19 protein-coding genes are annotated in these 23487 nt (G+C 72.1%); 10 read left to right on the forward strand and 9 right to left on the reverse strand.

What is annotated here, in order from left to right; all coding sequences use genetic code 11:
* Nucleotides 1–114 precede the first annotated feature (114 nt).
* Nucleotides 115–609 (forward strand): hypothetical protein, encoded by a 495-nt coding sequence (locus ABZU25_RS20960; protein ID WP_355031032.1) that lies wholly within the window; start codon nt 115–117, stop codon nt 607–609.
* On the opposite strand, the gene ABZU25_RS20965 is transcribed toward ABZU25_RS20960, so the two are convergent.
* Nucleotides 581–1540, reverse strand: coding sequence for an inositol-3-phosphate synthase (locus ABZU25_RS20965; RefSeq protein ID WP_355031033.1), 960 nt, complete (start codon nt 1538–1540; stop codon nt 581–583). The genes ABZU25_RS20960 and ABZU25_RS20965 overlap by 29 nt on opposite strands.
* Before the next feature lie 104 nt (nt 1541–1644).
* On the opposite strand from ABZU25_RS20965, the gene ABZU25_RS20970 reads away from it, so the two are divergent.
* Complete coding sequence (locus ABZU25_RS20970) at nt 1645–2895, forward strand: DUF222 domain-containing protein (protein WP_355031034.1); 1251 nt, start codon at nt 1645–1647, stop codon at nt 2893–2895.
* Between the two features lie 77 nt (nt 2896–2972).
* On the opposite strand, the gene ABZU25_RS20975 is transcribed toward ABZU25_RS20970, so the two are convergent.
* Nucleotides 2973–4244 (reverse strand): helix-turn-helix domain-containing protein, encoded by a 1272-nt coding sequence (locus tag ABZU25_RS20975; RefSeq protein WP_355031035.1) that lies wholly within the window; start codon nt 4242–4244, stop codon nt 2973–2975.
* Between the two features lie 436 nt (nt 4245–4680).
* On the opposite strand from ABZU25_RS20975, the gene ABZU25_RS20980 reads away from it, so the two are divergent.
* From ABZU25_RS20980 to glgB, 3 genes are all read left to right on the forward strand, one after another.
* Nucleotides 4681–4908 carry a winged helix-turn-helix domain-containing protein gene (locus tag ABZU25_RS20980; RefSeq protein WP_355031036.1) on the forward strand — a complete coding sequence of 76 codons (228 nt, stop codon included), beginning with the start codon at nt 4681–4683 and terminating at the stop codon, nt 4906–4908.
* Between the two features lie 395 nt (nt 4909–5303).
* Complete coding sequence (locus ABZU25_RS20985) at nt 5304–7529, forward strand: maltotransferase domain-containing protein (RefSeq protein ID WP_355031037.1); 2226 nt, start codon at nt 5304–5306, stop codon at nt 7527–7529.
* Nucleotides 7517–9619: a 1,4-alpha-glucan branching protein GlgB gene (gene glgB / locus ABZU25_RS20990; RefSeq protein WP_355031038.1), complete on the forward strand. Its 2103-nt coding sequence runs from the start codon at nt 7517–7519 to the stop codon at nt 9617–9619. Before ABZU25_RS20985 ends, glgB begins: the two co-directional genes overlap by 13 nt.
* A gap of 66 nt (nt 9620–9685) precedes the next feature.
* Here glgB and ABZU25_RS20995 read toward each other — a convergent pair whose 3' ends face one another.
* Nucleotides 9686–10726 (reverse strand): hypothetical protein, encoded by a 1041-nt coding sequence (locus ABZU25_RS20995; RefSeq protein ID WP_355031039.1) that lies wholly within the window; start codon nt 10724–10726, stop codon nt 9686–9688.
* Between the two features lie 172 nt (nt 10727–10898).
* Nucleotides 10899–11939, reverse strand: a complete 1041-nt coding sequence (locus tag ABZU25_RS21000; RefSeq protein ID WP_355031040.1) for a phosphatase domain-containing protein — start codon at nt 11937–11939, stop codon at nt 10899–10901.
* Between the two features lie 121 nt (nt 11940–12060).
* Between ABZU25_RS21000 and ABZU25_RS21005 the strand changes: the two genes are divergently transcribed.
* The 4 genes from ABZU25_RS21005 to ABZU25_RS21020 all read left to right on the forward strand — a co-directional run bounded on the left by ABZU25_RS21005 (nt 12061) and on the right by ABZU25_RS21020 (nt 16345).
* Nucleotides 12061–13677: a hypothetical protein gene (locus ABZU25_RS21005; protein WP_355031041.1), complete on the forward strand. Its 1617-nt coding sequence runs from the start codon at nt 12061–12063 to the stop codon at nt 13675–13677.
* A 51-nt stretch (nt 13678–13728) separates the two neighbouring features.
* Nucleotides 13729–14526 (forward strand): peroxide stress protein YaaA, encoded by a 798-nt coding sequence (gene yaaA, locus ABZU25_RS21010; protein WP_355031042.1) that lies wholly within the window; start codon nt 13729–13731, stop codon nt 14524–14526.
* A 107-nt stretch (nt 14527–14633) separates the two neighbouring features.
* Nucleotides 14634–15299, forward strand: a complete 666-nt coding sequence (locus tag ABZU25_RS21015; RefSeq protein WP_355031043.1) for a hypothetical protein — start codon at nt 14634–14636, stop codon at nt 15297–15299.
* Between the two features lie 83 nt (nt 15300–15382).
* Complete coding sequence (locus ABZU25_RS21020; protein WP_355031044.1) at nt 15383–16345, forward strand: TAXI family TRAP transporter solute-binding subunit; 963 nt, start codon at nt 15383–15385, stop codon at nt 16343–16345.
* A gap of 16 nt (nt 16346–16361) precedes the next feature.
* Here ABZU25_RS21020 and ABZU25_RS21025 read toward each other — a convergent pair whose 3' ends face one another.
* The 3 genes from ABZU25_RS21025 to ABZU25_RS21035 form a co-directional block, all read right to left on the reverse strand.
* Nucleotides 16362–17789, reverse strand: coding sequence for a HAMP domain-containing sensor histidine kinase (locus ABZU25_RS21025; protein ID WP_355031045.1), 1428 nt, complete (start codon nt 17787–17789; stop codon nt 16362–16364).
* A 9-nt stretch (nt 17790–17798) separates the two neighbouring features.
* Nucleotides 17799–18455 carry a response regulator transcription factor gene (locus ABZU25_RS21030; RefSeq protein WP_355031046.1) on the reverse strand — a complete coding sequence of 219 codons (657 nt, stop codon included), beginning with the start codon at nt 18453–18455 and terminating at the stop codon, nt 17799–17801.
* A gap of 87 nt (nt 18456–18542) precedes the next feature.
* Complete coding sequence (locus ABZU25_RS21035) at nt 18543–18854, reverse strand: hypothetical protein (RefSeq protein WP_355031047.1); 312 nt, start codon at nt 18852–18854, stop codon at nt 18543–18545.
* Nucleotides 18855–18955: 101 nt separating this feature from the next.
* On the opposite strand from ABZU25_RS21035, the gene ABZU25_RS21040 reads away from it, so the two are divergent.
* Entirely contained in the window at nt 18956–19294 is a 339-nt protein-coding gene (locus ABZU25_RS21040) for a DUF952 domain-containing protein (RefSeq protein ID WP_355031048.1), read from the forward strand.
* Nucleotides 19295–19352: 58 nt separating this feature from the next.
* On the opposite strand, the gene ABZU25_RS21045 is transcribed toward ABZU25_RS21040, so the two are convergent.
* Nucleotides 19353–21116, reverse strand: a complete 1764-nt coding sequence (locus tag ABZU25_RS21045; RefSeq protein ID WP_355031049.1) for a CDP-glycerol glycerophosphotransferase family protein — start codon at nt 21114–21116, stop codon at nt 19353–19355.
* A gap of 228 nt (nt 21117–21344) precedes the next feature.
* Nucleotides 21345–23465: a DUF6077 domain-containing protein gene (locus ABZU25_RS21050; protein WP_355031050.1), complete on the reverse strand. Its 2121-nt coding sequence runs from the start codon at nt 23463–23465 to the stop codon at nt 21345–21347.
* Between the last annotated feature and the right edge of the window lie 22 nt (nt 23466–23487).

Below are 23487 nucleotides of genomic sequence, written 5' to 3' on the forward strand. Positions count from 1 at the left end.
CTCGGCACGGGCCGCGACGCGGGTCTCGGCACGGGCCGCGACGCGGGTCTCGGCACGGGCCGCGACGCGGGTCTCGGCACGGGCCGCGACGCGGGCTGAGGGCGGCGGGCGACCATGCGGTACGACGAACTCGAAGCGGCGATCCTCCGGTTGGTCGTCGGGGCGAACGAGGACGACCTGCGCGTCTTCGGCCTGGAGACAGTCACCCGGCTGGTCCGGGAGGAACTGCTCGACACCGCCGCCGACGACGAGCTGACCGAGGACGGGTGGGCGGCGCTCACCACTGCCCGCGAGAACGTCCGGACGGCCGACGCGACGGAGCTTCGCGCTCAGCTGGTACGGATCGACGAGGGCATCCTCGCCGACGGTGACCTGGATCAGGGTCTCCTGACGGTCATCACCGCGCTCGAACACTGGACCACCTACCTGGAGGAGGACCAGCGCGGGGAGCTTTACGAGCTGGCCATCCGCTCCGTCGAGGAGGTCGACTTCCAGGTCTCGGCCGACCTTGACGACGTCCTCGCCACCCCGGAGATGGCCGCCGAGTACGCGCGGATCGGGCGCCTGCTCACCGCCGGCCTCAGACCGCCGTTCCCGGCGGCGACTTGAGCAACGATGTCGCCTCGGCAGAATGACCACCACGCCCGTCGCGGAGCGCGCTGGCCGCGATGCGGACGAGGTCGATGTTGACCCCGGCAGCACCGCTGGGATCATGCACCGTCAGCTTCACGTCCAGGCTCACCGCTGTCTCACCCCAGCCCTGCGCCTCGATGTTGAGGTGCGCCACCTTCTGTGATCGGAGGTGCGGCAGGTAGCCGAGCGGGGCCACCTCGACCTTGTCAGCCGCAGCCCTGTCGGCCGTCGACAGGGCGTTGAGCTTGGACTGCTTCTTGGTGTTGGGGTTGTCGACCAGGTTGCGGAAGTCCTCGGTGCCGCCGAGGTTGACCTGGTAGGAGCTGACCAGCGTGAGGCCCCGCTCCTGAAGCAACCGCAGCAGCGCGTTGTGCAGCACCGAGGTGCCGAACTGGCTGGCCAGGTCATCGCCGAGCAGTGGCAGACCGGCCGCCTCGAACCTGCTCATCACGTGCGGATCGCGGGCGACGGGGTCGGCCGTGGTGTTGATGAAGGCGACACCCGCCGCGTGGGCTGCCTCGGCGTACGCCCGGGCGGTCTCCGGCCGGCCGCTCGGCGCCGAGTAGAGCAGCACCTCTGCTCCGGCCAGCGCCGCCGCCACCCGCGGCACCCCGCTCGCGTCGACAAGGCCCTTCGTGACGGGCACACCTGCTCGGGGTAGGTCGCAGTCGAGCCGGGGAAAGTTGTTTGGCGCTACGAAGATCGCCTCGGTCAGGTCCCGACCGACCTTCTCCGCGGAGGTGGCGAATGCCGCCACGACGTCGATGTCGCCCACCCCGAGCCCGTCGATCATCGGCCGGCGGATTCCGACCAGGCTGCCGCTCCGGCGGTAGAGAGCAAGCCCCTGCACCAGTGCCGACGTGTTGTTGCCGACACCGACAACCGCGACTCTCACCCGTTTGATCACGGCGGGAGGCTACGCCACCTCGGCGCGTGCGGTGGCGCGGTGATCGCTCCGGCCCGTCCATCACGGCGACCGAAAGTGTCGTACACCTGTTCTAGTGTTTGTCCGTGATCGATGCGTTGGAGCAGGCGGAGGCCGCGGTGGCGGTCTGCTTCGACACGCCCGCCTGGGCCGCCGCCGAGCACGACCTCATGACGGCGTTGGATGCCACGCACCGCCTGGAGCAGCGCTTGGCCGCGGTCAAGCTGAGCCTCGTCCGCGAGCTGGACGGTCGAGGCACCGCGACGGCGCAGGGCGCGTCCTCGACAGTGGTGTGGCTGCGTGACCGGTTGCGGCTCGGGGTCGGGGCCGCCCGGCGCCTGGTCGAGCTGGCCGCGACACTCGACGCCGCCCCGGCTGCCGTCCAGGACGCGTTGGCCGGTGGGGCGGTCGACGCGGAGCAGGTGCGGGTCATCGCCGGCACGGTCGAGACCGTCCACGCCACGGCCGGCGCCGAAGCCGCCGACAAGGCCGTCGGTGTCCTCGTCGGCTGGGCAGCGCAGTTCGATGCCACACTGCTGCGCAGGCTCGGCACCCGGATCCTCGACCACGTCGCCCCGGACGTCGCGGACGCCGCCGCCGAGGCGGCGCTACGGGCATCGGAGTCGCGCGCCGCCCGCGACCGGCACGTCACCGTCAGCGAGCAGCCCGACGGCCGACTGCGCCTCACCGGCATCCTCGACACCGAAGCCGCAGCCGCGTTCCGCGCCGCCATCGACCCGCTGACCACGCCCACCGGCCCCGACGACACCCGCAGCCCAGGCCAGCGCCGCCACGACGCCCTCGCCGACGTGTGCCGGCTGGCCCTGCGCACCGGTGACCTACCGGAGACCGGCGGCGACCTCGCCCAGGTCGTCGTCACCACCAGCTACGACGGGTTGACGCGGCAGTTGGGCACCGGCGCTCTCGACACCGGCCTGCAGCTCACCCCGGAGGCCGTGCGTCGAGTCGCCTGCGACGCCGCCGTCCTGCCCGCTGTCCTCGGCGGTGCCGGCCAACCGCTCGACGTCGGCCGGCAACGCCGCCTCGTCACCGGACCGCTCCGCCGCGCCCTGGTGCTGCGCGATCGTGGCTGCGCCTTCCCCGGCTGCGACCGCCCACCCCGCTGGTGCGACGCCCACCACATCCGGCACTGGGCCGACGGCGGTCCGACCAGCCTGGCCAACGCGGTGCTGCTCTGCGGCCACCACCACCGACACCTTCACCACGGCGACTGGGTCGTGCAGCTCGGCGGCGACGGGCACCCCGAGTTCATCCCACCCGCCTGGCTCGACCCCGCACAGGTCCCCCGCCGCAACCACTACCACCTACGGAGATAACAGGGACAGCAGTTAGCCAACGACACCGCTGCCCGCTGCCGGGTGTGAGCGGGGCACCCCGATCCCGGGGACATGCGTCACGTGACGTGGAGGGTGGCGGCGAGCTGGGCCAAGTCGGCCGGAGCATCGACGGACCGCCACACCGCAGCGACCAGCTTCCGCACCGTCGGCCGGTCGTACACCTCACTGTTGGCGGTGCGTTCCGCGTCGAGGACCGCCCGGCCCGCGCGGTGCATGTCGCCCGCCAGGACATACACGCGGGCCACGTCGAGAAGGTACGCGGCACGGTGCTCAGGTGGCAGCCACCGCCACTCGTCGCCGGCCACCAGCCGCTCGTGCCGTGCCGTCGCCGTGTTGATGTCACCAAGGGCCGCGTCAGCCACCACCCAGGCCGCCTCAACCGCCGCCGGACCGAAGCCCCCAAGACCGAAGACCTCACCACCAGAGCCGGCACCACCAGAGCCGGCACCACCAAAGCCCGCACCACCGGAACCGCCGCCGTCGCTGGATCGGCTGCCACCTCCGTCACCGTCCGGCCCGAGGTCTCGCGCGATCTGCTCGGCCTGGTCGAGCGACTGGCGGGCAGCCCGTTCGTCACCCCCACCGGCTGCGGCGAGGGCGGCCTGAAGAAGCAGCGTCCCGCGAAGCGCCGGGTGGGCGGAGGACCCACCGCCGACCTTGTGCCCGCCGAGGCGTGCGGCGGCGGCGAGTGCGGCGTCCAGGGCGGACCGCTGTCGACCACGGGACCGCAGGGCATGACTCAGTGACACGGTGGCGACGGCCACCAGTTGGGGATCGTCGATCGCCAGGGCGATGGTCATCCCACGGTCGGCGGCCAGCCAGGCCAACTCCCCCTGGTCGACTTTCACCAGCACCAGAGCGATGAGCGCGTACACCGACACGAGCAGCGAGTCCGTCGCGCCGGGCCGAATTGCCCGCGCTTCTCGGACGGCGTCGAGCAGGCCGGGCAGCGACGCGAGCAGCATCGGGTACCGGGCGTGCCGATAACCCTGCTCGGCGTGGTTCAGCCGGGCCTGTAAGTCGTCGACGACCGGTGGCCCGGTCGAGCTTTCCCGGTGGTACCGGGCCAGCGCCATCCGGATCCCCTCCACCCCTGCGGCGACCGGAGTCGGCCGCACGGGCCGGGTCGCCAGCAGGACCTGCACATCGATGCGGAGCGTCGCGGCGATCTCCTGGAGATTCGACACGCGTTCCAACCGGCGTACCCCACGCTCGACCTTGTCCACCCAACTCTTCGACTTGCCAAGCCGGTCGGCGAACTGCTGCTGCGTCATGTTCCGCCGCACCCGCCACTGCGCGACGCGGCGACCCACCGGCAGCTCGTTCACCGCCGGCCCGTCGCGCTCACCGCAAAACCCCAACCACAAGCAGCACGAGTACGACCACAGCGATCACGAGTCCGTAGGCGTACTGCTGCCGGGTGAGCGACGCCCGCTCCGGGATCGGCGGACAGGGCACCCGATCTCCGTCCGGCTGCGGAGGCCGGGCACCGGGAACGGGATGCGCGGGCGGCAACGGCCCATCAGGCAAACGCTCGTCCAACTGTGCCTCCTCGCGGCGAAGGGAGAACGCGATGATGATGAAGCAGGTCAGGGGCGGGGTGACACGTGGAATCACCCCGCCCCTGACCGGAGGACCCCGCTGCTGACGAGAGAACCCCTGCTGTCACCAACTTAGAAGGCACTGCCTGCACAGTCAACAGAGCATGCACGGTGAGTCACCCACAGTGCGAAGATCGGTGCGCTGACGAGAGGTGGCGCCACCATGCCGCAAGCACCGCTGTACGAGCAGATCATCGCTGACGTCGCGGCGTCGATCCGGGCGGGCACACTCCAGCCCGGCGACAAACTGCCGTCGATCGCCGAGATGCGCGAGCAGTACGAATCGAGCGCCTGGCCGGTGCGTTACGCCCTGCGGATCCTCGAGGAACGAGGCTGGATCCTCACCCGGCAGGGCAAGGGGTCGTTCGTGGCCGCGGAACCGCCCGCCTGACCCCGTCCGGGCCGCTCGCGCGGCCTAGATCCACACGACTTCCAGGAAACCGCTGCATCCAGGTCGCATCAACACCGCAGTTTCACGGAAAGCGAGTGGATCTTCACGGGGCGGCCTGGTAGCGGACGGTCAGACGACGGACGGTCAGACGACGGGAACGACGGTCAGTCGTCCGGCGTAAGCGCCCCCCGGGAATGCCCTACAAGGCCGGCCGACCGCGAAGATCCGCACAACTTCGGGGAAAGTGCTGCCTCAAGGCCCGTCGAGGCAGCAGTTTCCCCGAAAGTGTGCGGATCTTGACAGGAGTGCGCGGATCTTGACGCGCGATCCGGGGGGCGGGACTGACCGACGTGCTTGGCCGCGCGCGAACGGATCTCGCGCAGTAGGTTGGCGGGGTGACTGGACGGTTCCCGATCGAAGACGTCTCCCCCGTCGTCTCGTGCGGGCGGTACCCGGCCAAGGCGGTGGTCGACGAACCGGTTCCGGTGTCGGCGCGCGCCTACCGGGAGGGGCACGACGCGCTGGGCTGCAACGTGGTGTGGAGCGGCCCGGACGGCGAGCAACGCCCGTTCACCCGGATGCGCCCCGGCGAGCCCGGCCAGGACCGCTGGCACGCCACCATCGCGCCGAACACGGTCGGCGAGTGGACGTTCTCCGTGGAGGCGTTCCAGGACCCGTACCTGACCTGGCAGAACGCGGTGACGAAGAAGATCGCCGCCGGGCAGGGTCCGGAGGATCTGGCCAACGACCTGGCCGAGGGCGCGCGGGTGCTCGCCGCCGCCCGGGACCTCGTCCCGACCGCCGACCGGCCCCGGGTCGCCGACGCGCTCACCGCGCTTGTCGAGACCGACCTGCCGCTGCCGCAGCGGGTCGGTCCGGCACTGGCGCTGGCCGACCTGCTCTGGGAGCACCCGGTGCGGGAGCTGGTCACCGCCGGTGACACGTACTCGATCTGGGTGGACCGCAAGCGGGCCCTCTACTCGGCCTGGTACGAGTTCTTCCCCCGCTCCGAGGGGGCGACGCAGAGCCGGTCCGGCACCTTCGCCACCGCCACCGAACGGCTGCCGGGCGTGGCCGCGATGGGCTTCGACGTGCTCTACCTGCCGCCGATCCACCCGATCGGCCGGGTCAACCGCAAGGGCCCCAACAACGCGCTCACCGCCGGGCCGACCGACGTGGGCTCGCCCTGGGCGATCGGCGCCGCCGAGGGCGGCCACGACACGATCCACACCGACCTGGGTACGCCGGCGGACTTCCGCGCCTTCATCGAGGCGGCGGCGGCGCAGGGCCTGGAGGTGGCGATGGACCTGGCGTTGCAGTGCGCGCCGGACCACCCGTGGGTCACCGAGCACCCGGAGTGGTTCACCACCCGGGCCGACGGCAGCATCGCGTACGCGGAGAACCCGCCGAAGAAGTACCAGGACATCTACCCGGTCAACTTCGACAACGACCCGGAGGGCATCCGGGCCGAGGTGCTGCGGGTGGTGCTGCACTGGGTGGGCGAGGGCGTCCGGATCTTCCGGGTGGACAACCCGCACACCAAGCCGTTCGACTTCTGGCACTGGCTGATCGCCGAGGTGAAGACTGTCGACCCGGACGTGCTGTTCCTGGCCGAGGCGTTCACCCGCCCGGCCATCATGCACGGCCTCGGCAAGATCGGTTTCACGCAGTCGTACACCTATTTCACCTGGCGCACGACGGCCGCCCAGATGCGGGAGTACTGCGAGGAGCTTGTCGAGTCGGCCGACTACATGCGGCCGAACTTCTGGCCGAACACGCCCGATATCCTGCACGAGTCGTTGCAGCACGGCGGCCCGCCGATGTTCAAGATCCGGGCGGTGCTGGCCGCGCTGCTCTCCCCCTCCTGGGGCCTGTACGCCGGTTTCGAGCTGTTCGAGCACGTGGCCCGGCCGGGGGCGGAGGAATACCTGGACAACGAGAAGTACCAGCTGCGCCCCCGCGACTGGGCCGGCGCCGAGGCGCAGGGCCGCTCGCTGGCGCCGTTCCTGACCACCCTCAACCGGGTACGCCGGGACAACCCGGCCCTGCACCAGCTTCGCAACCTGCGCTTCCACGAGATCGACAATCCGGCGCTGCTCTGCTGGTCCAAGCACGATCCGGAGACCGGCAACACGGTCATCGTGATCTGCTCGTTCGACTCGCGCGAGGTGCAGTGGGGCAACACCACCCTCGACATGCCGGCGCTCGGTTTCGACTGGCACGAGCGGTTCACAGTGCACGACGAGCTGACCGGCACCAGCTACGACTGGGGTCAGCGCAACGCGGTGCGGCTCGACCCGTACCTGCAACCGGCGCACGTCTTGACCGTGCGCCGCCCGACCCCGCCCGCCGCACCGGTGCCCGCCACGACCGTCGCGGCGGACCTGACCGTCGCGGACGTCCCCGACGACCTCTCCGGCGGCACCGCGCCGACCGCGCCCGCCCCGACCCCGCCCGCGCCGACCCCGCCCCGCCGGTCCGCCCCCGTCCCGACCCCGCCCCGCCGGTCCGGCTCCCGCACGCCCGCGTCCCGCAGGCCCACCGGAGCACCGAGCGACGCCGCCCGCACCGACACCACCCCGACCGACGCCGCCCCGAAGGACGCCCGATGGACCAGCTGATCACCGGCGTGACGCACGACCCGCACGCGCTGCTCGGCGCGCACCCCGCCGACTCCTCGACGACGATCCGCACGATGCGCCGGGGCGCCGGTGACGTGGTGCTGCTCGTCGGCGACGAGCGGCATCCCATGAAGCGGGTGCACGACGGGGGCGTCTTCGAGACCCAGGTCGACGGCAGCGTGCTCGACTACCGGGTGGAGGTCGACGGCACCACCCACGACGACCCGTACCGCTATCCACCAACCCTCGGTGAGCTGGACCTGCACCTGATCCGGGAGGGCCGGCACGAGCGGCTGTGGGATGCGCTGGGCGCCCGGGTCTTCGACGAGGGCGTCGCGTTCAGCGTGTGGGCACCCAACGCGTGCGGGGTGCGGGTGGTCGGCGACTTCACCGGCTGGGGAGCGGACGACGGCTGGCCGATGCGCTCGCTCGGCTCCAGCGGCGTGTGGGAACTGTTCGTCCCCAATGCCCGGGTCGGCGCCCGCTACAAGTACCGGGTGCTGGGCGCCGACGGGCAGTGGCGGGACAAGGCCGATCCCCTGGCCGCGTACGCGGAGGTGCCGCCGGCCACCGCCTCGGTGGTGCACCACTCGACGTACCTGTGGAACGACGCGGACTGGCTGGCCCGACGGGCCGAGCGGCAGCCGCACCAGGAGCCGATGAGCGTCTACGAGGTGCACCTCGGTTCGTGGCGACCCGGGCTGGGCTATCGCGAGCTGGCCGACCAGCTCACCGCGTACGTCACCGAGCTGGGCTTCACGCACGTGGAGTTCCTGCCGGTGATGGAACACCCGTTCGGCGGTTCCTGGGGCTATCAGGTGACCGGCTACTACGCGCCGACCTCCCGCTTCGGTGACCCGGACGACTTCCGGCACCTGGTCGACCGGCTGCACGCCGCCGGCATCGGCGTGATCCTGGACTGGGTGCCCGCGCACTTTCCCAAGGACGAGTGGGCACTGGCCCGCTTCGACGGCACCCCGCTCTACGAGCACCCCGACCCGCGCCGGGGCGAGCACCCCGACTGGGGCACGTACGTCTTCGACTTCGGCCGCAACGAGGTCCGCAACTTCCTGGTCGCCAACGCGCTCTACTGGTGCGACCAGTTCCACGTCGACGGGCTGCGGGTGGACGCCGTCGCCTCGATGCTCTACCTGGACTACTCCCGGGAGCACGGGCAGTGGGCCCCGAACCAGTACGGCGGTCGGGAGAACCTGGAGGCCATCGCGCTCATGCAGGAGGTGAACGCGACAGTCTACAAGCACCACGCCGGGGTCGTCATGATCGCCGAGGAGTCCACCGCCTGGCCGGGCGTGACCCGGTCGACGGCCGAGGGCGGGCTGGGCTTCGGCTTCAAGTGGAACATGGGCTGGATGCACGACACCCTGCTCTACACCTCGAAGGACCCGATCTACCGCCAGCACCACCACCACCAGCTCACCTTCTCCCTGGCGTACGCGTGGAGCGAGAACTACGTGCTGCCGATCAGCCACGACGAGGTGGTGCACGGCAAGGGCTCCCTGGCCGGCAAGATGCCCGGCGACACCTGGCAGCGGTTGGCGAACGTCCGGGCGCTGCTGGCGTACATGTGGGCGCACCCCGGCAAGCAGTTGCTCTTCATGGGCTCCGAGTTGGCCGACGACCGGGAGTGGAGCGAGGAGCGCGGCCTCGACTGGTACCTGCTGCACGACCCGGCCCGCGCCGGGGTGCAGCGCCTCGTCGCCGACCTCAACCGGGTCTACCGGGACACCCCGGCGCTCTGGGCACAGGACACCGAACCGGCCGGGTTCCGCTGGATCGCCGGCGACGACGTCGCCAACAACACCGTGTCGTTCGTCCGGATCGCCCCGGACGGCTCGACCCTGGTGTGCGTGGCGAACTTCTCGTCCCTGCCGCTGCGCGACTACCGGATCGGCCTGCCGGCCGGCGGGACGTGGACCGAGGTGCTCAACACCGACGCGCACCACTACGGCGGGTCGGGGGTGGGCAACCTGGGCGAGGTGCGCGCCGAGAACGTGCCGTGGCACGGAATGGTCGCCTCGGCGGCCCTCCAGGTCCCGCCGCTCGGCGCCGTCTGGCTCCGCCGGGGCTGACCGGCCCACCCACCTTGATCAAGTGATGAAAAGTAGGTGTCAGCGCCGTTTCTGACCTACTTTCCATCACTTGATCAAGGTGCGGTCGGTCTGAGTTGCCTGCCGAGCCGGGGGGACGAGCCCAGCTACCCCGGCACGGTCAGCAGCGTCTTCGAACACCAGTAGGTGTGGGGGTTGACCCGCGGCTCTGAGCCTCTGGACCGGCAGACCGGGCCGCAGCGCCGGAGCGAGGGCGTCGAAGACCTTCGCGACAGCATCACCGTGGTATTCCTCGAACCGCTCGGTCGCCTGGAGCCAGAGCGCGCCATCGCCGAGTTCGTCCACACGGCTGAAGGCGGCCGACGCAGCCAACGCGTTCGAACCGCCGAGCTTGCCGGCCAGTTCCGCCGGCACGATCGTCAGCCATGAGTAACCCCGCAGCAGACGGCGGCAGTCGTTGACCGTGTGCTCGGGCTCGCGTTGCTGTGGCGGACAGTGCTGCGGCGGCAGGCAGTCCTCCAGAGCGGTGGCACCGGTCCCGTAGCTGTAGGAGATGTGGCCGAACCCAGGATTCCACTTCTGGGCGCACGAGCGCAGCGCCGCCAACCACATGCGCTGGACGGCCATGCTGTCGGTGGACCCGTCGAGCCGCCTGTCGCTCTCCAGCATCGACAGTCTCAGCCACCCCGGCGAGACCGGATGATGACGGAGGCTGAGAACCAGGTGGCGTCGCCCGCGGTGCCCCATCTCGTCGACGGTGCCGATCTGCAGCGTCGCCATAGCGGGGAGGTCGGCCAGCTCCCTGCGCAGCCAGGCGAAGCCCGAGGCCGAGCAGTTGCGCTCGGTCGTCTTTATCGGAGCGGTGACCCCGCCACGAGACACTGTGAGCACGCCGAACATCGCGCCCGGCTCCCCCGGCCCCTTCGACGCCCGGGCGGGGAGGGTTGTCAGCGCCTGCCGCGCGTTCGGCAGTAGGCGCGCTGACAACCCTTCCAACCACCCGTACGCGACCTCACTCAGATCGCTGAGCGTTCCGTCCACGTCGAGCTGCACGTCGATTGGGAGAGAATGCGCGTTACTCGTCATCCTGCCGAGCCCGGCAACGAAATAGCGGATTTCATCGACCACTCCCCTCCTCGTTGTTCGGGCGTCGCGTACCCCCAAAGATCCGAGCAACTTCCCGGATGTTGCTGCCTCCGGCGTGCGGGAGGCACCAACAACCCTGATGTTGCGCGGATCTTGGGGGAGCGCGCGGGGCGCGGCGGGGCGCGGCGGGGGCGCGGCGGGGGCGCAGCGGCGGTCAGACCAGGTTGGCGTCGCGCAGCAGTTGCCACAGGCCGGCGCCGTCCGGCGCGGAGAGCCACTTCTGCCCCACCGGCCCCGACGACGGGCGTCCGGCCGGTGCGGGCAGGGTGCCGGCCAGCACGGACTGCGTCGGGGACAGCCGGCGGATCGCCACCCCGGCGACGTTCTCCGGGTGGGCGGCGGCGAACTCCCGGTAGATCTCCTGGTCGTGCTGGCCGTCGTCGCCGACCAGCAGCCAGCGCACCTCGGGGAACTCCCGGGCCAGCCGGGCCAGAGTGACCCGCTTGTGTTCCATGCCGCTGCGGAACCAGCGGTCGGCGGTCGGCCCCCAGTCGGTGAGCAGCAGCGGCCCGGCCGGGTAGAGGTGTCGGGACAGGAAGCGGGTCAGGGTGGGCGCCACGTTCCACGCGCCGGTGGAGAGGTAGAAGACCGGCGCGCCGGGGTGCGCGGTGACAAGCCGCTCGTAGAGCACGGCCATGCCGGGCACTGCGTTGCGCGCGTGCTCGTCGAGCACGAACGTGTTCCACGCGGCGAGCAGCGGCCGGGGCAGCGCGGTGACCATCACCGTGTCGTCGATGTCGGAGATGATGCCGAATTTGACGTCCGGGTCGAGGATGCGCACCGGCGCGTCGACCGGCTCGGCGTCCGGGACGCTGAGGCGAACAGTGCCCCAACCGGGTGGCAGGTCGGCCTCGACCAGGGTGTCGACGAAGCCGCTGCGGTCGGCCTGCGTCTCGTGCCGGACCCCGCCGGCCTCGATGGTCACTGTGACGTGCTTGTTGGGCAGGGTGGTGAAGCTGCGCCAGCCGCGGACCTTGTCGAGCCGGCCCCGCTGCCGGGTGTCCGGTCGGCCCAGCAACACCCGGCACATCACCCGCACCCAACCCGGGGCGCCATAACCGGTGTACGCGACGATGTTGACCCGCCAGCCGGTGCGCCGCAGCCGGCGCTGGACGAGCTGGTGCACGGCGTCCTCGATCCGCGCAGCCCGGTGCAGGTGCGGAACGGCCAGCTGGCCGGCGGGAGTGGGTGGCACGCGCCAACCCTGCCACACGTTCACAGCCGCGGCCACGCGAGCCGACCGGGGTGCGCCGATCGACCTCGGCGGCCCCGCGAAACGTGAAACACTCCGTCGGGACGACGACGGGGGCGTGGTCGTGTCACAACCAGTGCAGCACCGTGGGCGACGGCGTCCGCGACTCGACCGGCCGGCGCTCGTCGCGCTGCTGTTCGGGCTGGCCGGCATCGGGTATCGGCTGGTCCTGACGCTGTACACGGTGCCGGTGTCGAACAGCGACGAGGCGACCTTCGGCCTCGCCGCGCTGCACATCGGGCAGGGCCGGGAACGCCCGGTCTTCCTCTACGGCCAGCACTACATGGGGATGTTGGAGTCGTACCTGGCGGCGCCCCTGGTGGCGGTGGCCGGGCCGAGCTGGCCGGTGCTGCGGTTGCCGATGCTCGCGCTGTACGCGCTGTTCCTCTACCTGATCTACCGGCTGACCCGCCGGCTCTGCGCACCCTGGTTCGCCACCTTCGTCGTGGGCCTGCTCGCGCTCGGCGGCGAGCGGGTGGTCCGTGACCAGCTCACCGTCGTCGGGGGGCGGCCGGAGGTGAAGCCGGCGGTGCTGCTGATGCTGCTGATCACGGTGGGGTTGGCGGCCGGCACGGTGCGCCGTCGGCGGCTCGCCGTCGCGTTCTTCGGCCTGCTCGTCGGGCTGGCCGCCTGGTCGGACTGGCTCATCCTGCCGTATCTGGCGGTGGCCGGGCTGGCGCTGGTGTGGGCGCTGCGGCGCGAACTTCTCGGCTGGTCCGGCCTGCTGCTGGTGGTGGGCGTCGTGGTCGGGGTCGCGCCGATGGTCCTCGACAACCTGCGGGCCGGGCCGGGTGAGGACTCGCTGACCGTGTTCCGGGAGGTCAGCACGAAGGCGGGGCCGCTGCCGCCGTGGTCCGAGCGGGTCCGGGGCGGCCTGCTGGAGGGGGTGCCGCTGGCGCACGGACTCTGCCCGGTGGACGGCTGCGGACGCTGGCAACAGTGGTTGGGGGTGTTGTACCCGGTGCTGCTGGTGGTCGGCGCGGTGCTCGCGGTGCTCGCGTACCGCCGCGCCGCCGGCGCACGCGGGGAGCGGGTCGGGCCGGTCGTGCAGCTCGCGCTGGTCGCCGGTGCCGCGTTGACCCTGTTGTCGTACGTTCGCAGTCCGCTCGCCGCGACCAGCCCACTGGACAACGCCCGCTACCTGTCGGTGCTGCAACTGTCGCTGCCGGCGGTGCTCTGGCCGCTCTGGGTGGCGGCGGTGGCCGGCTGGCGGGGCACGGTCGGCGCGCTGGGCCGGCTCACCGGGGCGCTGTCCACCGCCGTGCTGGTCGCCCTGACCGCGACCACGCTGGTGGTCACCGTGCTCTTCGCGGCCACCGGCGCCGCGGCGTCGCGGACCGAGGAGCGCCAGGCCCGGGAGTTGGCCGCCACGCTGCGCGCCGACGGCCCGCACGAGGTGTACGGGGACTACTGGACCTGCAACCGACTGATCTTCAACACGGACGAGACGGTGGTCTGCGGAGTGCTCGACGGCAACCTGTCCCCCGGGCAGAACCGCTACCGCCCGTACTGGCGGCAGGTCGGGAGGGCCCCACGACCGGGCTATGTGGTGGAGGTCGACTCCCCGATGGATCGGCGGTTGCGCCGACTGCTCGCCGACCGGGCCGACGCCGCTCCGGTACGGGAGGTCGGCGGCTATCGCGTGTACCACCCCGAGACCCCGGTGCGGCCCTGGCGCTGAGGGCGGGTCGTACGCTGGCCAGGCCGCCGTCCCGCCCGTCGAGGAGACCCGATGCTCATCCTGCTGCCGCCCTCGGAGGGCAAGGCCGACGCCGGCACCGGACGGCGCTGGGCCCCGGACCGGCTCTCGCTGCCCGAGCTGAACCCGGCCCGGGAGCGGGTGTTGGACGCGCTGGTAGCGCTGAGCGCCGGGCCGGACCAGGCGACGGCGCTCGCGGCGCTCGGCCTCAGCGAGGGCCAGCGGGGCGAGCTGCGCCGCAACGCCCGGCTGCGGGAGGCGGCCACCGCCCCGGCCGAACGGCTCTACACCGGGGTGCTCTACGAGGCGCTGGAGCTGACCTCGTTGCCGGTCGCGGCGCAGCGGGCGGCCCGCCGTTCGATCCTGATCAGCTCCGGGCTGTGGGGCGCGGTCCGGCTGGCCGACCGGATCCCCCCGTACCGCTGCCCGATCGGTGCTCGCCTGCCGGGCGTCGGGGCGTTGTCGGCGTACTGGCGCCGGGAGCTGACGCCGGCGTTGGACGCCGCCGCCGGCCGGGGCCCGGTGCTGGACCTGCGTTCTGGGGCGTACGCGGCCACCTGGACGCCGCGGGGGGAGTTGGCCGAACGGACCGTCAGCGTGCGGGTGCTGCACGAGCGGGAGGTCGACGGCGTGCCGGTCCGCTCGGTGGTCAGCCACTTCAACAAGGCGACAAAGGGCCGGCTGGTCCGTGACCTGCTCGTCGCCGGCGCCCGACCGCGCTCGGCGGCGGAGCTGCTCGGCACGCTGCGGGAGTTGAAGCACACAGTCGAGGAGCAGGCCACCGCCCCCGGCCGGGTGCGGCAGGTGGACCTGGTGGTCACCGACCTGTAGCGGTGGGAGCAGCCGCAAGATTTGCTCAAGGCTGGGCCGGAGGAGTTCCGTAATGGCGAAGCAGGGGCCACGGTAGGGGAACCCAGACTCCGACGAGGGAGCCTTCGTTGACCCGCGAACCCGCAGTGCTCGACCGGCCGCGCTCGTCGGCGCCGCCGCCCCCGCTGGACTGGCTGACGCTGGGCGACGCGTTCGAGGCCGCCTGCCTGCTGCGCTGCACGCCGCCGCCGACCGCCGCCCGGCCGAGCCCGGCGCACGTACCGGGGGTGGAGTTCAATCGGGAGGACGCCGCGCAGCGGATGCGGCAGTTGCTCGCCCGGTTGGATATTCCGGTCACGCACGAGGTCGCCGTCGGGGGCCTGCGCCGCCGCTACGAGCTGCACCGGCTCTGGGTGCCCCAGGAGCAGCAGGGCGCGTACGCCCGGATGTTGGACGCGGGTTGGTGGCAGGGGCGGCGTGCGCTGCTCAATGGGCCGCTCCTCGGCACCTCGCCGGCACGCCGGCGGTTGGTGACCCGACTGGCGGCGGCGGCCTGGCGTTCGGCGCTGCTGGCCGCCGGGCGACATGTCCGCCGGCACATCCTCGGCGTGCGGCTCGCCGACCGGGAGTTGGCCGCGGTGCTGATTCGGAGCGCCGCCGTGCTCGACGTTCCGGCTCGGCTGCGAGCGGGCACCGGCTGTTTCCTGGTCAGCGTGGCCGATGGCCCGGACCGGGCGCGGATCCTCAGCAACGCGGCGGTGGAGCCGGCCCGCCCGGCCCGCCCGGCCTGCTGATCGGCGCCCGGGCCACACCCGCTCGGCACACCCGCTCGGCACGGCGCTTGCGCGCACCGGTCCGACGGCGCACAGTGCACCGCGTGAGACGTACCTCCTCCAGCCGGCCCCGGCGTCAGCGCACGGGGACGGCGGCCCTGTTGACGGTGCTGCTGACCGCGACCCTGAGCGCCGCCGGTTGCCAGGACGCCCCGGCCGAGCAGACGTCGATCCGGATCGCCACCGGCAGTCCCACCGCCGTCTACTACGCGTTCGGGCAGTCGCTGGCGGCCATCCTCAACCGGGAGCTGCCCGACGTCCACGCCAGCGTGGTGATCACCGCCGCCTCGGCCGAGAACGTCCAACTGGTCGGGTCCGGCGCGGCCGAGCTGGGTTTCACCCAGGCCGACGTGCTGCCCACCAGCACCGCGGCGAGCCCTGCGGTCAAGGCGATCGCCCGGGTGTACGACGACCAGCTGCACCTGGTCACCACGGGCGGCGGCCCGGTTCGCACGCTCGACGACCTGCGGGGCCGGCGAGTCTCCGTCGGCGCACCCGGATCGGGCACCGAGATCACCGCGACCCGACTGCTGGAGGTGGCCAACCTCGGTGGCGACCAGGTACGCCGCGCGCGGCTCGGACTGGACGACTCGGTGGCGGCGTTGGGCTCCGGGCAGATCGACGCGTTCTTCTTCTCCGGCGGGTTGCCGGTGCGGGGCATCGCGGACCTGGCCCGGCGCAGCGCCACCCGGATCGTGGACCTCAGCGAATGGACCGAGCAGCTGCGTGCGCGCTACGGCCAGGTGTACGTCTCCCGGGATATTCCCCGCTCGGTCTACGGGGTGGACGCGGTGACCACGGTGGCCGACCCGAACTATCTGATCGTCCGAGCCGACCTGCCGGAGCCGTTGGTCCGGGAGGTGACCCGGCTGCTGATGGATCGGCGGGCCGAGCTGGCCGCCGCGCATCCCGCGGCGGGGCGGATGAGCCCCCGCTCGGCGATCGCGACCGCGCCGCTGCCGCTGCACCCCGGCGCCGCCGCCTGGTACCGGGCGGACAAACCCTGACGGCGGCCCTACCGCGTCACGGTGGGCCGCAGGTCGTGGCCAGCTCGCCGTCCACGGGCTCCGTCGACGGGTCCGGGTCCGGCGCGGGGAACCACAGCGCCGCGACCAGCCCGCGCGACTCCCCCGGGCGCATGGTGAGCCGCCCGTCGGACGCGTCCACAAGCACGGCGGCGATGGTCAGGCCGAGCCCCGCGCCATCCACGTTCTGCGCGTCCGGCGCCCGCCAGAACCGCTCGGTCGCCTGGCCGAGCTGACTCCCGGTCATGCCCGGACCGGAGTCGCGCACCTCCAGGGCCACCCCGTTGTCGCGGCGGGCCACTGACACCGTCACCGCCCCGCCGGCCCCGCTGAACTTCACCGCGTTGTCGATCAGCGCGTCCAGTGCCTGGTCGACGGCGGTCGGCACGGTCTGTGCGTACGCCGGGGCGTCGGTGCTGGTCAGCCGCAACGCGACCGAACGGTGCCGGGCCAGCGGCGCCCACGCGGCCACCCGGGACGCGGCCACCGCGGCGGCGTCCACTGTGACCCGCTCGTTCTCCTCCCGTTCGGCGCGGGCGAGGGTCAGCAGCGCGTCGAGCACCAACGCCAGCCGGTCGGTCTCCTCCAGGGCCAGCCGGTGCTCCGATCGGCCCTCCGGGTCGGTGAGGCTGGGGCCCAGCTCCTCCACCCGGAGCCGCAGCGCGGTGAGCGGGTTGCGCAGCTGGTGGCTGGCGTGCGCGACGAAGGCGCGCTGCCGGTCCATCACGTCGGAGACCACGTCGGCCATGTGGTTGAAGCTGGCCGCGAGGCGGCGTAGCTCCGGCGGGCCGAGGCGGTGCTGCACCCGCGCGCCCCGGTCGCCCTCGGCGATCTCGTGGGTGACCGCGTCCAGTTCGGTGACCGGGCGCAGCACCCAACCGGCCAGCCCGAACGCGGTGAGCACGCAGGCCAGCACGGCGAGCAGGCCGGCCAGGGCGAGCAGCAACCACCACGCGGCGACCGCCCGGCGGATCGGGTCGGCCGGGGTCACGATCACCACCGCGCCGAGCACCTCACCGCCGTCGTTGATCGGCACCGCCACCACCACCGGGCCGGTCGTCCACGGCCAGACCAACTCGGGGGCGCTGGTCTGCTGCCCGGACAGCGCGATGTCCAGCACCGACGCGGTCCCCGGGGTGGGCCGCCACCTCGGCGACGCGACAGGTGTGCTCCGGTCCCGGTCGACGATCGCGGCACCGATCCCGTACAGGTTGTCGTAGCTGGTCAGCTCCGACTCGATCGGACCCGGCCCACCGTCGCGCAGCGCGGGCCCGGCCAGCGAGGCGAACCGGGTCGCGTCGGCGAGCCGGTCGGCCCGGACCTGTTCGGTTTCGCGGCTGGCCATGGTGACCGCCAGCGGCGTCTCCAACGCGATGAGGACGAGCACCATCAGCAGCAGATAGCTGATCACCAGTCGACGACGCACGTCAGCCCCTCACGCGTCGCGCAGCCGGTAGCCGACGCCACGGACGGTCTCCACCAGGCGAGCGTCACCGAGTTTGCCGCGCAGGGACCCGACGTGCACCTCGACGGTGTGCCGGTCGGCCCAGGTGGTGCCCCAGGCGTCCAGCAGGATGCGATCGCGGGGCACCGCCACCCCCGGTTGGCGGGCCAGCGAGAGCAGCACGTCGAACTCCTTGCGGGTCAACGTGACGGCACGGCCGTCCACGGTCACCGTTCGCGCGCCCACGTCGATGTGCACCGAACCGGCCTGGATGAGGTGCCGCTCCGGTGCGGCGTTCGCGGCCCGGCGCAGCACCGCCTCGATCCGGGCCTGCAACTCCACCATCGAGAACGGCTTGACGACGTAGTCGTCCGCGCCGAGACGCAGGCCCAGCACCCGGTCGCGTTCCTCACCCCGCGCGGTCACCGCGATGATGCCGAGCTGGCTGCTGCGCCGGCGCAGCTCCCGGCACAGGTCGGTGCCGTCCCCGTCGGGCAGGGTCAGGTCGAGCAGCACCAGGTCGCACGGGGCGGCGGAGAGCGCGGCGGCGACGGTGGCGGCGTGCTCGACCTCGTAGCCCCGGCGGCTGAGGGCGGAGGAGAGCGCGGCGGCCACCCGGCGGTCGTCCTCCACCAGCAGGATCCGCACCCGTGCCCCCGTCCGTCGCAGCGCTGTTCTGCGAATGGTGGCAGAAGCGCGCGCCCGGCGGAAAGCCGCGTGTCGCGTCGGATCCGGCTACAGACCGAAGACGTCGTCGGCGGTGGCGTCCCGGACGCCGTCGGTGAAGCCACGGAAACCCGGGTCCTCGTGGCTGGCCGGCACGCTGGTGACGGTGACCCCGCTGGCCTGGGTGACCGCGTCGACAAGGGGCGGGTAGTCGATCTCGGCGTCGTTGAAGGCGTCGTCGTCCGCCTCGGCCAGGTTGATCACGTGCTGCACGTCGTCGGACGGAGTGTCCGGGTCTTCGGCCCACTCGCCGCCAGCCCGGTAGCACTCGTCGTACAGCGCGCGCTGACTGTCGGTCCAGTCGTCGTCGTAGCTCTGCATCGCCCATCCCTCCGCGGCCCTTGACCTGAGCATGCCCGGCCCGGGGCGACGGGCGCGGCGGTACCGGCGAAAAGCGGCGGACGCACCCGTAGGCTGCCGTGATGATCTACAAACTGCTGTCGAGCACGGAGTGGGACGACGCCCTCGCCGCGGGTGCCTTTCCCGGCTCCGCCGTGGACCGGCAGGACGGCTTCATCCACCTCTCCGGCGCCGACCAGGTGGTCGAGACGGCCCGCCGGCACTTCGCCGGCGCGACCGGGCTGACAGTGCTCAGCGTGGCGGAGGAACGGCTGGGTGACGCGCTGCGGTGGGAGCCGTCGCGCGGCGGGCAACTCTTTCCGCACGTGTACGGCCCGCTGCCGGTCACGGCGGTCGTCGCGGCGCAGGCGTTGCCGGCGGACACTCCGGCCGCCGACGCGGTGGCCGCCCTGCTGGGCTGACCCGGTCGCGCCCGGCCCGAACGGTGTCGGGCCGGGCGCGCGGCGCGGTACGTGCCGCTCAGCGGCAGAGGCGGGCGATCTCCTCCTGGAACCGGTCCATCGGGTTCGCCTCGGCCGGGCCGAGCAGGTAGGTCTTCAGCTCCCGGCGAGCCTCGGTCATCGGGTCGTCGCCGGCCCGGGTCAGCGCCACGATCTTCTCCAGCTCACCGCAGTCCTTGGAGAGCAGGTACGCGGCCCGAGCCGTCGGGTACTCCCGGCGGAAGTCGTCCTCCGACAGGCCGGACGGGTTGGCCACCACGTACGGTCGCTGACTCTGCACGAAGTCGGAGACCACACTGGACACGTCGCTGATCAGCAGGTCGGTCTGGTTGAAGCAGTCGAACAGCGCTGGCGTACGGCCGGTGACCACCAGGTGCGCGGTGCCGTCCAGGGAGGACGCGTTCGGGTCACCGCCGGCGGCGCGGATGGCCGCCACGACCCGGTCGTGCACCGCCCTGGCCGCCCCGGACCGCGACCCGGTGAGCGGGTGCGGCTTGTAGATCAGACGCAGCCGGGGCGTCGTGGCGAGCAGCCCCTTGACGATCCGCTCGCCCATCAGCACCAGCGAGGTGTGGTACGGGTCGTCGTCGAGCCAGCCCTCCCAGGTGGGGGCGTAGAGCACTGTGAACGGCCGGTCCACCGACTCGGCGCCGAAGGTGTGCACCCCGGCGAGCTGCGGGCGGCCGATCTCGACGATGTCCGAGTCGAGAACCCCGACACCGGCGCGGGCGTAGCGCTCCCGGCCGGCCAGGCCGGCGACCCAGACCTCGTCGTACACCTTGCTGTACGGGTTGACGCTTGCCTGCTTGTCGCTGTCACCGTGCCCGACGAAGACGTGCTTGGTGCCCGGGTCGCGCAGCATGTGGATGTTCGCGCCGACGTTCGCGGCGTAGAGCGCCGCACGGATGCTGCGCAGATCGAGGTTCATGAAGTCGACCCCGGTCGGTACGCAGATCACCGGCAGCCGGGTGTCGGCCAACTCCAGGAAGGCGTCCCGGCTGCGTAGCAGCACCACCGCGCGCTGCTGGAGCGCCTCGGTCGGGGCGAGCCACATGTTGGCCTGGTAGACGTCCTTGGCCGGCCCGGCGAAGTAGAGCGCCACCTCGGGCCGGTAGCTGTCCAGCCAACGCTGCACGGCGGGCAGCAGCGGGCCCTCCCCCGTGCTCCGGCCCCGGCCGCGCAGCCAGGTCAGCGCGGTGATGGCGCCCACCAGACCGGTCGCCACGACCGCCACCGCGGCGGCGGCGAAGAACGGCGTCGGGTCGTGCTGCACCGCCGCGGCCACGGCGGCCGGCACCAGCAGCAGGTTGAGCAGGGGCATCCGGTCCCCGGCCACCGCCGCCACCCAGGCCGGCAGTTGGGGCGCGGAGCGCAGCTCACCCAGTTCGATGTTGCGCACCATGGCGGAGAGTGGGTTACGACGCTCGATCATGATGGAGAGCGCGCCGGCGAAAACCGAAACGACCCACACCGCGGCCGGCAGCGCCAGCAGCAGGGTCAGCTCACCGCCGCTGAGCCGCACCTCGGCGGCGACCAGCAACACGGCCGCGAGGTCCCGGGTCAGCTGCCGGTACGACCAGTGCAGGCCCACCTTCTCCAGCAGCAACTGCGACGGGGGTGAGAAGCGGGCGACGGCGAACTCGCCGATGATGGCGGCGAGCCCGGCGATGGCGAACAGGCCCACCCAGCCGAATACACCACCGACGAGCATGACCAGGTAGGCCAGTACCAGTAGCGCACTGTGGGCGGCCACTCCGAGGCGTCCTGTCAACGTGCCGAACAAACGAGTTCGCTCCCTACAAGATTTCGTTGCGGGCTGCGCCCGTGATGGGCCGACGTCACTCCCCCGTAGCGCAGCGGGTCAACCGCAGCCGGCTGCGCATGACAGCGACCTTAACGCGAAGGGACAGCTCGGTGTCGCTCGGGTATCCCGCACCATTTCGGTCGAAGTCGTGCGCCCGGCGCACCCGACCCCGCCCCGGCGTCGGGTGCTCGGCAACGGGCGGAGCGCTCAGTCGGCCCGCCCGAAGCAGGTCATCGCCCCGGGCGCCTTGCGCGTGGCGAACTCCTGGTAGCCGAGCTGCGGCGCGGTGTCGCGGGCGTAGTGGTTGCCGTTGTAGACGCAGATGGTGCCGACGCCCAGGCGGTCCAGCGCCGGCGTCAACTCGGTCGGCGACGGGCTGGTCGTGCCGTCGGCGAACTCGGCCAGCAGCATCCGGTCCTTGGCGAACTGGGAGTTGAGGTCGTACTCGACGAGGTAGAAGTCACGGGGCAGGACGACCCGGACCTCACTGGTGACGACCGGCAACGTCCGCATGATCGTCTTCGGCGCGAGCAGCATGCCCTGCGGGCGATCCAGGCCCTTGATCCAGAAGGAGATCGCCTGACGCTGCTGCGGAAGCTTCCAGGTGGGGCGCTCCTGCACCTCGACCCAGCTCTTCGGCGACCACATCGGGGTGGCGAACAACGCGAACGAGGCGACAAGCAGCACCGCGATCCCGCCGGCCGCCGTGCGGTACAGGGCCGGTCTCGGCGTCGGCACGCGCACGGTGCTGAGCAGGCCGATCAGCGTCGGCAGGGCGAGCAGCCACGGTACGCGCCACAGCACCACCGAGATCCCACTCAACGCGCTCATCACCTCGAGCACGCCGGGCACGAACATCACGCTCAGCGCCAGCGTGGCACCGGCGGCGAGCAGCGCTGGCGTACGCCGACGGGCGAGCAGTGGGCCACACCACAACGCCAGGCCGCTGATCACCCCCACCACCCCGAACAGCAGGGTCCGCCGGTAGGTGTACGCCGCGTCGAAGAAGGCGTCGTCCGCGCCGGCCGCCGTCATCCCGCCGAGCAGCAGACGGGAGACCACAAGCGAGCCGATCGGGTACGCGAGGGCGGCGACGGCCGCGATGACGGCGTCCTTCCAGCGGCCAACCAGCAGCATGGCGAAGCCGGCGGCGCCGACCAGCATCGGCAGGATGATCGCCGCGGTGTTGGTGAGGCCGATCGCGGTGATCGAGAGCGCCACGATGAGCAACAGGCTGCGCCGCGACCGGGTGTCGAACCATTCGGTCAGGTAGAGCCACATCAGCGGGATGACAGCCGAGACGAACATGCCCTTGCCCTCGTGCAGCCGCAGGAGGTGGAACGTACCCAGTGCGGCGTCCCCGCCGGCGACGAGGTACAGGTACGCGAGCGCAACGGCGAAGGCGAGCACCGGACGGCGCGGAGCCCACCGGTGCGTCAGCCGCCAGAGCGCCAGCGCCGCGAGCACCCCCATGATCGGCAGCAGCACGTACCAGAGGGCCGAGCTGGCGTGGATGCCGACGACGTTGGCGAACGCGCCGTCGAAGACCTCGATCGACGGGATCGGCGGCTGCGAGCCCATTGCCGGCAGCACGTTCTCGGAGAACAGGAAGTCGTTGATCGGGATCAGGTCGCGCTCGGCGATCCACACCGACTTGCCGACGTAGTAGACGTCGTCCGGGGTGTTGCGGGCCATGAAGAACGAGGAGATGCCGACCAGGCCCGAGACGACGAGCGCGAACACCGACTGGGCCGCGGTGGGTGCCGGGGCGGCACTGGTGGACACCGGGCCGCGCAGCCAGATCTGGCGCACCAGCAGCATCCCGCCGATCGCCGCGAGCAGACCGGCCACCGCCGGAATCCACCACCAGGGGGTGACCTTGGCCCCGGCGGCGACACCGGCCGAGACGGCGGCCACGGCGGCGGCGACCAGCACCCCGATCAGCAGGCGGCGGTCGACGGCGGGCCGCGGGCCGTCCGGCTCGGCCGACGCGCTGTCGACCGACGCCGCCCGCTCGGTGACGGCTGGGGAGTCGACGAACCGGCGGCGGGCGCGCAGCAGGACCACGACCGCGAGCACCACGCAGGCCACCAGCCAGATCCGGAAGGTCACCGACGGGCGCAGGTCACCCAGGAAGGCCAGGTGGTAGATCACCGTGAAGAGCGCGAACGCGAGCACGGCACCATCGGTGAGCACCGCCGGGGCGACGGCCACCAGCGCGCGTACCCGGGACATCGCCGCGCGACGGCCGAAAGGACGGGATGCCGGCGCGGGTCGTGTCGGGTCCGGGTCGGCGGGCGCTACGGCGATGCTGTCGACGTTGGCCACGGTCGTCCTTACTCGTCAGACG

This window comes from Micromonospora sp. NPDC005215, from assembly GCF_040607915.1.
Lineage (GTDB): Bacteria > Actinomycetota > Actinomycetes > Mycobacteriales > Micromonosporaceae > Micromonospora.

Excerpts from the sequence above, each read along its gene's own strand:
- ABZU25_RS20960 (WP_355031032.1), top strand. The coding sequence starts at position 115 with ATGCGGTACGACGAACTCGAAGCGGCGATCCTCCGGTTGGTCGTCGGG.
- ABZU25_RS20980 (WP_355031036.1), top strand. The coding sequence starts at position 4,681 with ATGCCGCAAGCACCGCTGTACGAGCAGATCATCGCTGACGTCGCGGCG.
- glgB (WP_355031038.1), top strand. The coding sequence starts at position 7,517 with ATGGACCAGCTGATCACCGGCGTGACGCACGACCCGCACGCGCTGCTC.
- yaaA (WP_355031042.1), top strand. The coding sequence starts at position 13,729 with ATGCTCATCCTGCTGCCGCCCTCGGAGGGCAAGGCCGACGCCGGCACC.
- ABZU25_RS21035 (WP_355031047.1), bottom strand. The coding sequence starts at position 18,854 with ATGCAGAGCTACGACGACGACTGGACCGACAGTCAGCGCGCGCTGTAC.
- ABZU25_RS21040 (WP_355031048.1), top strand. The coding sequence starts at position 18,956 with ATGATCTACAAACTGCTGTCGAGCACGGAGTGGGACGACGCCCTCGCC.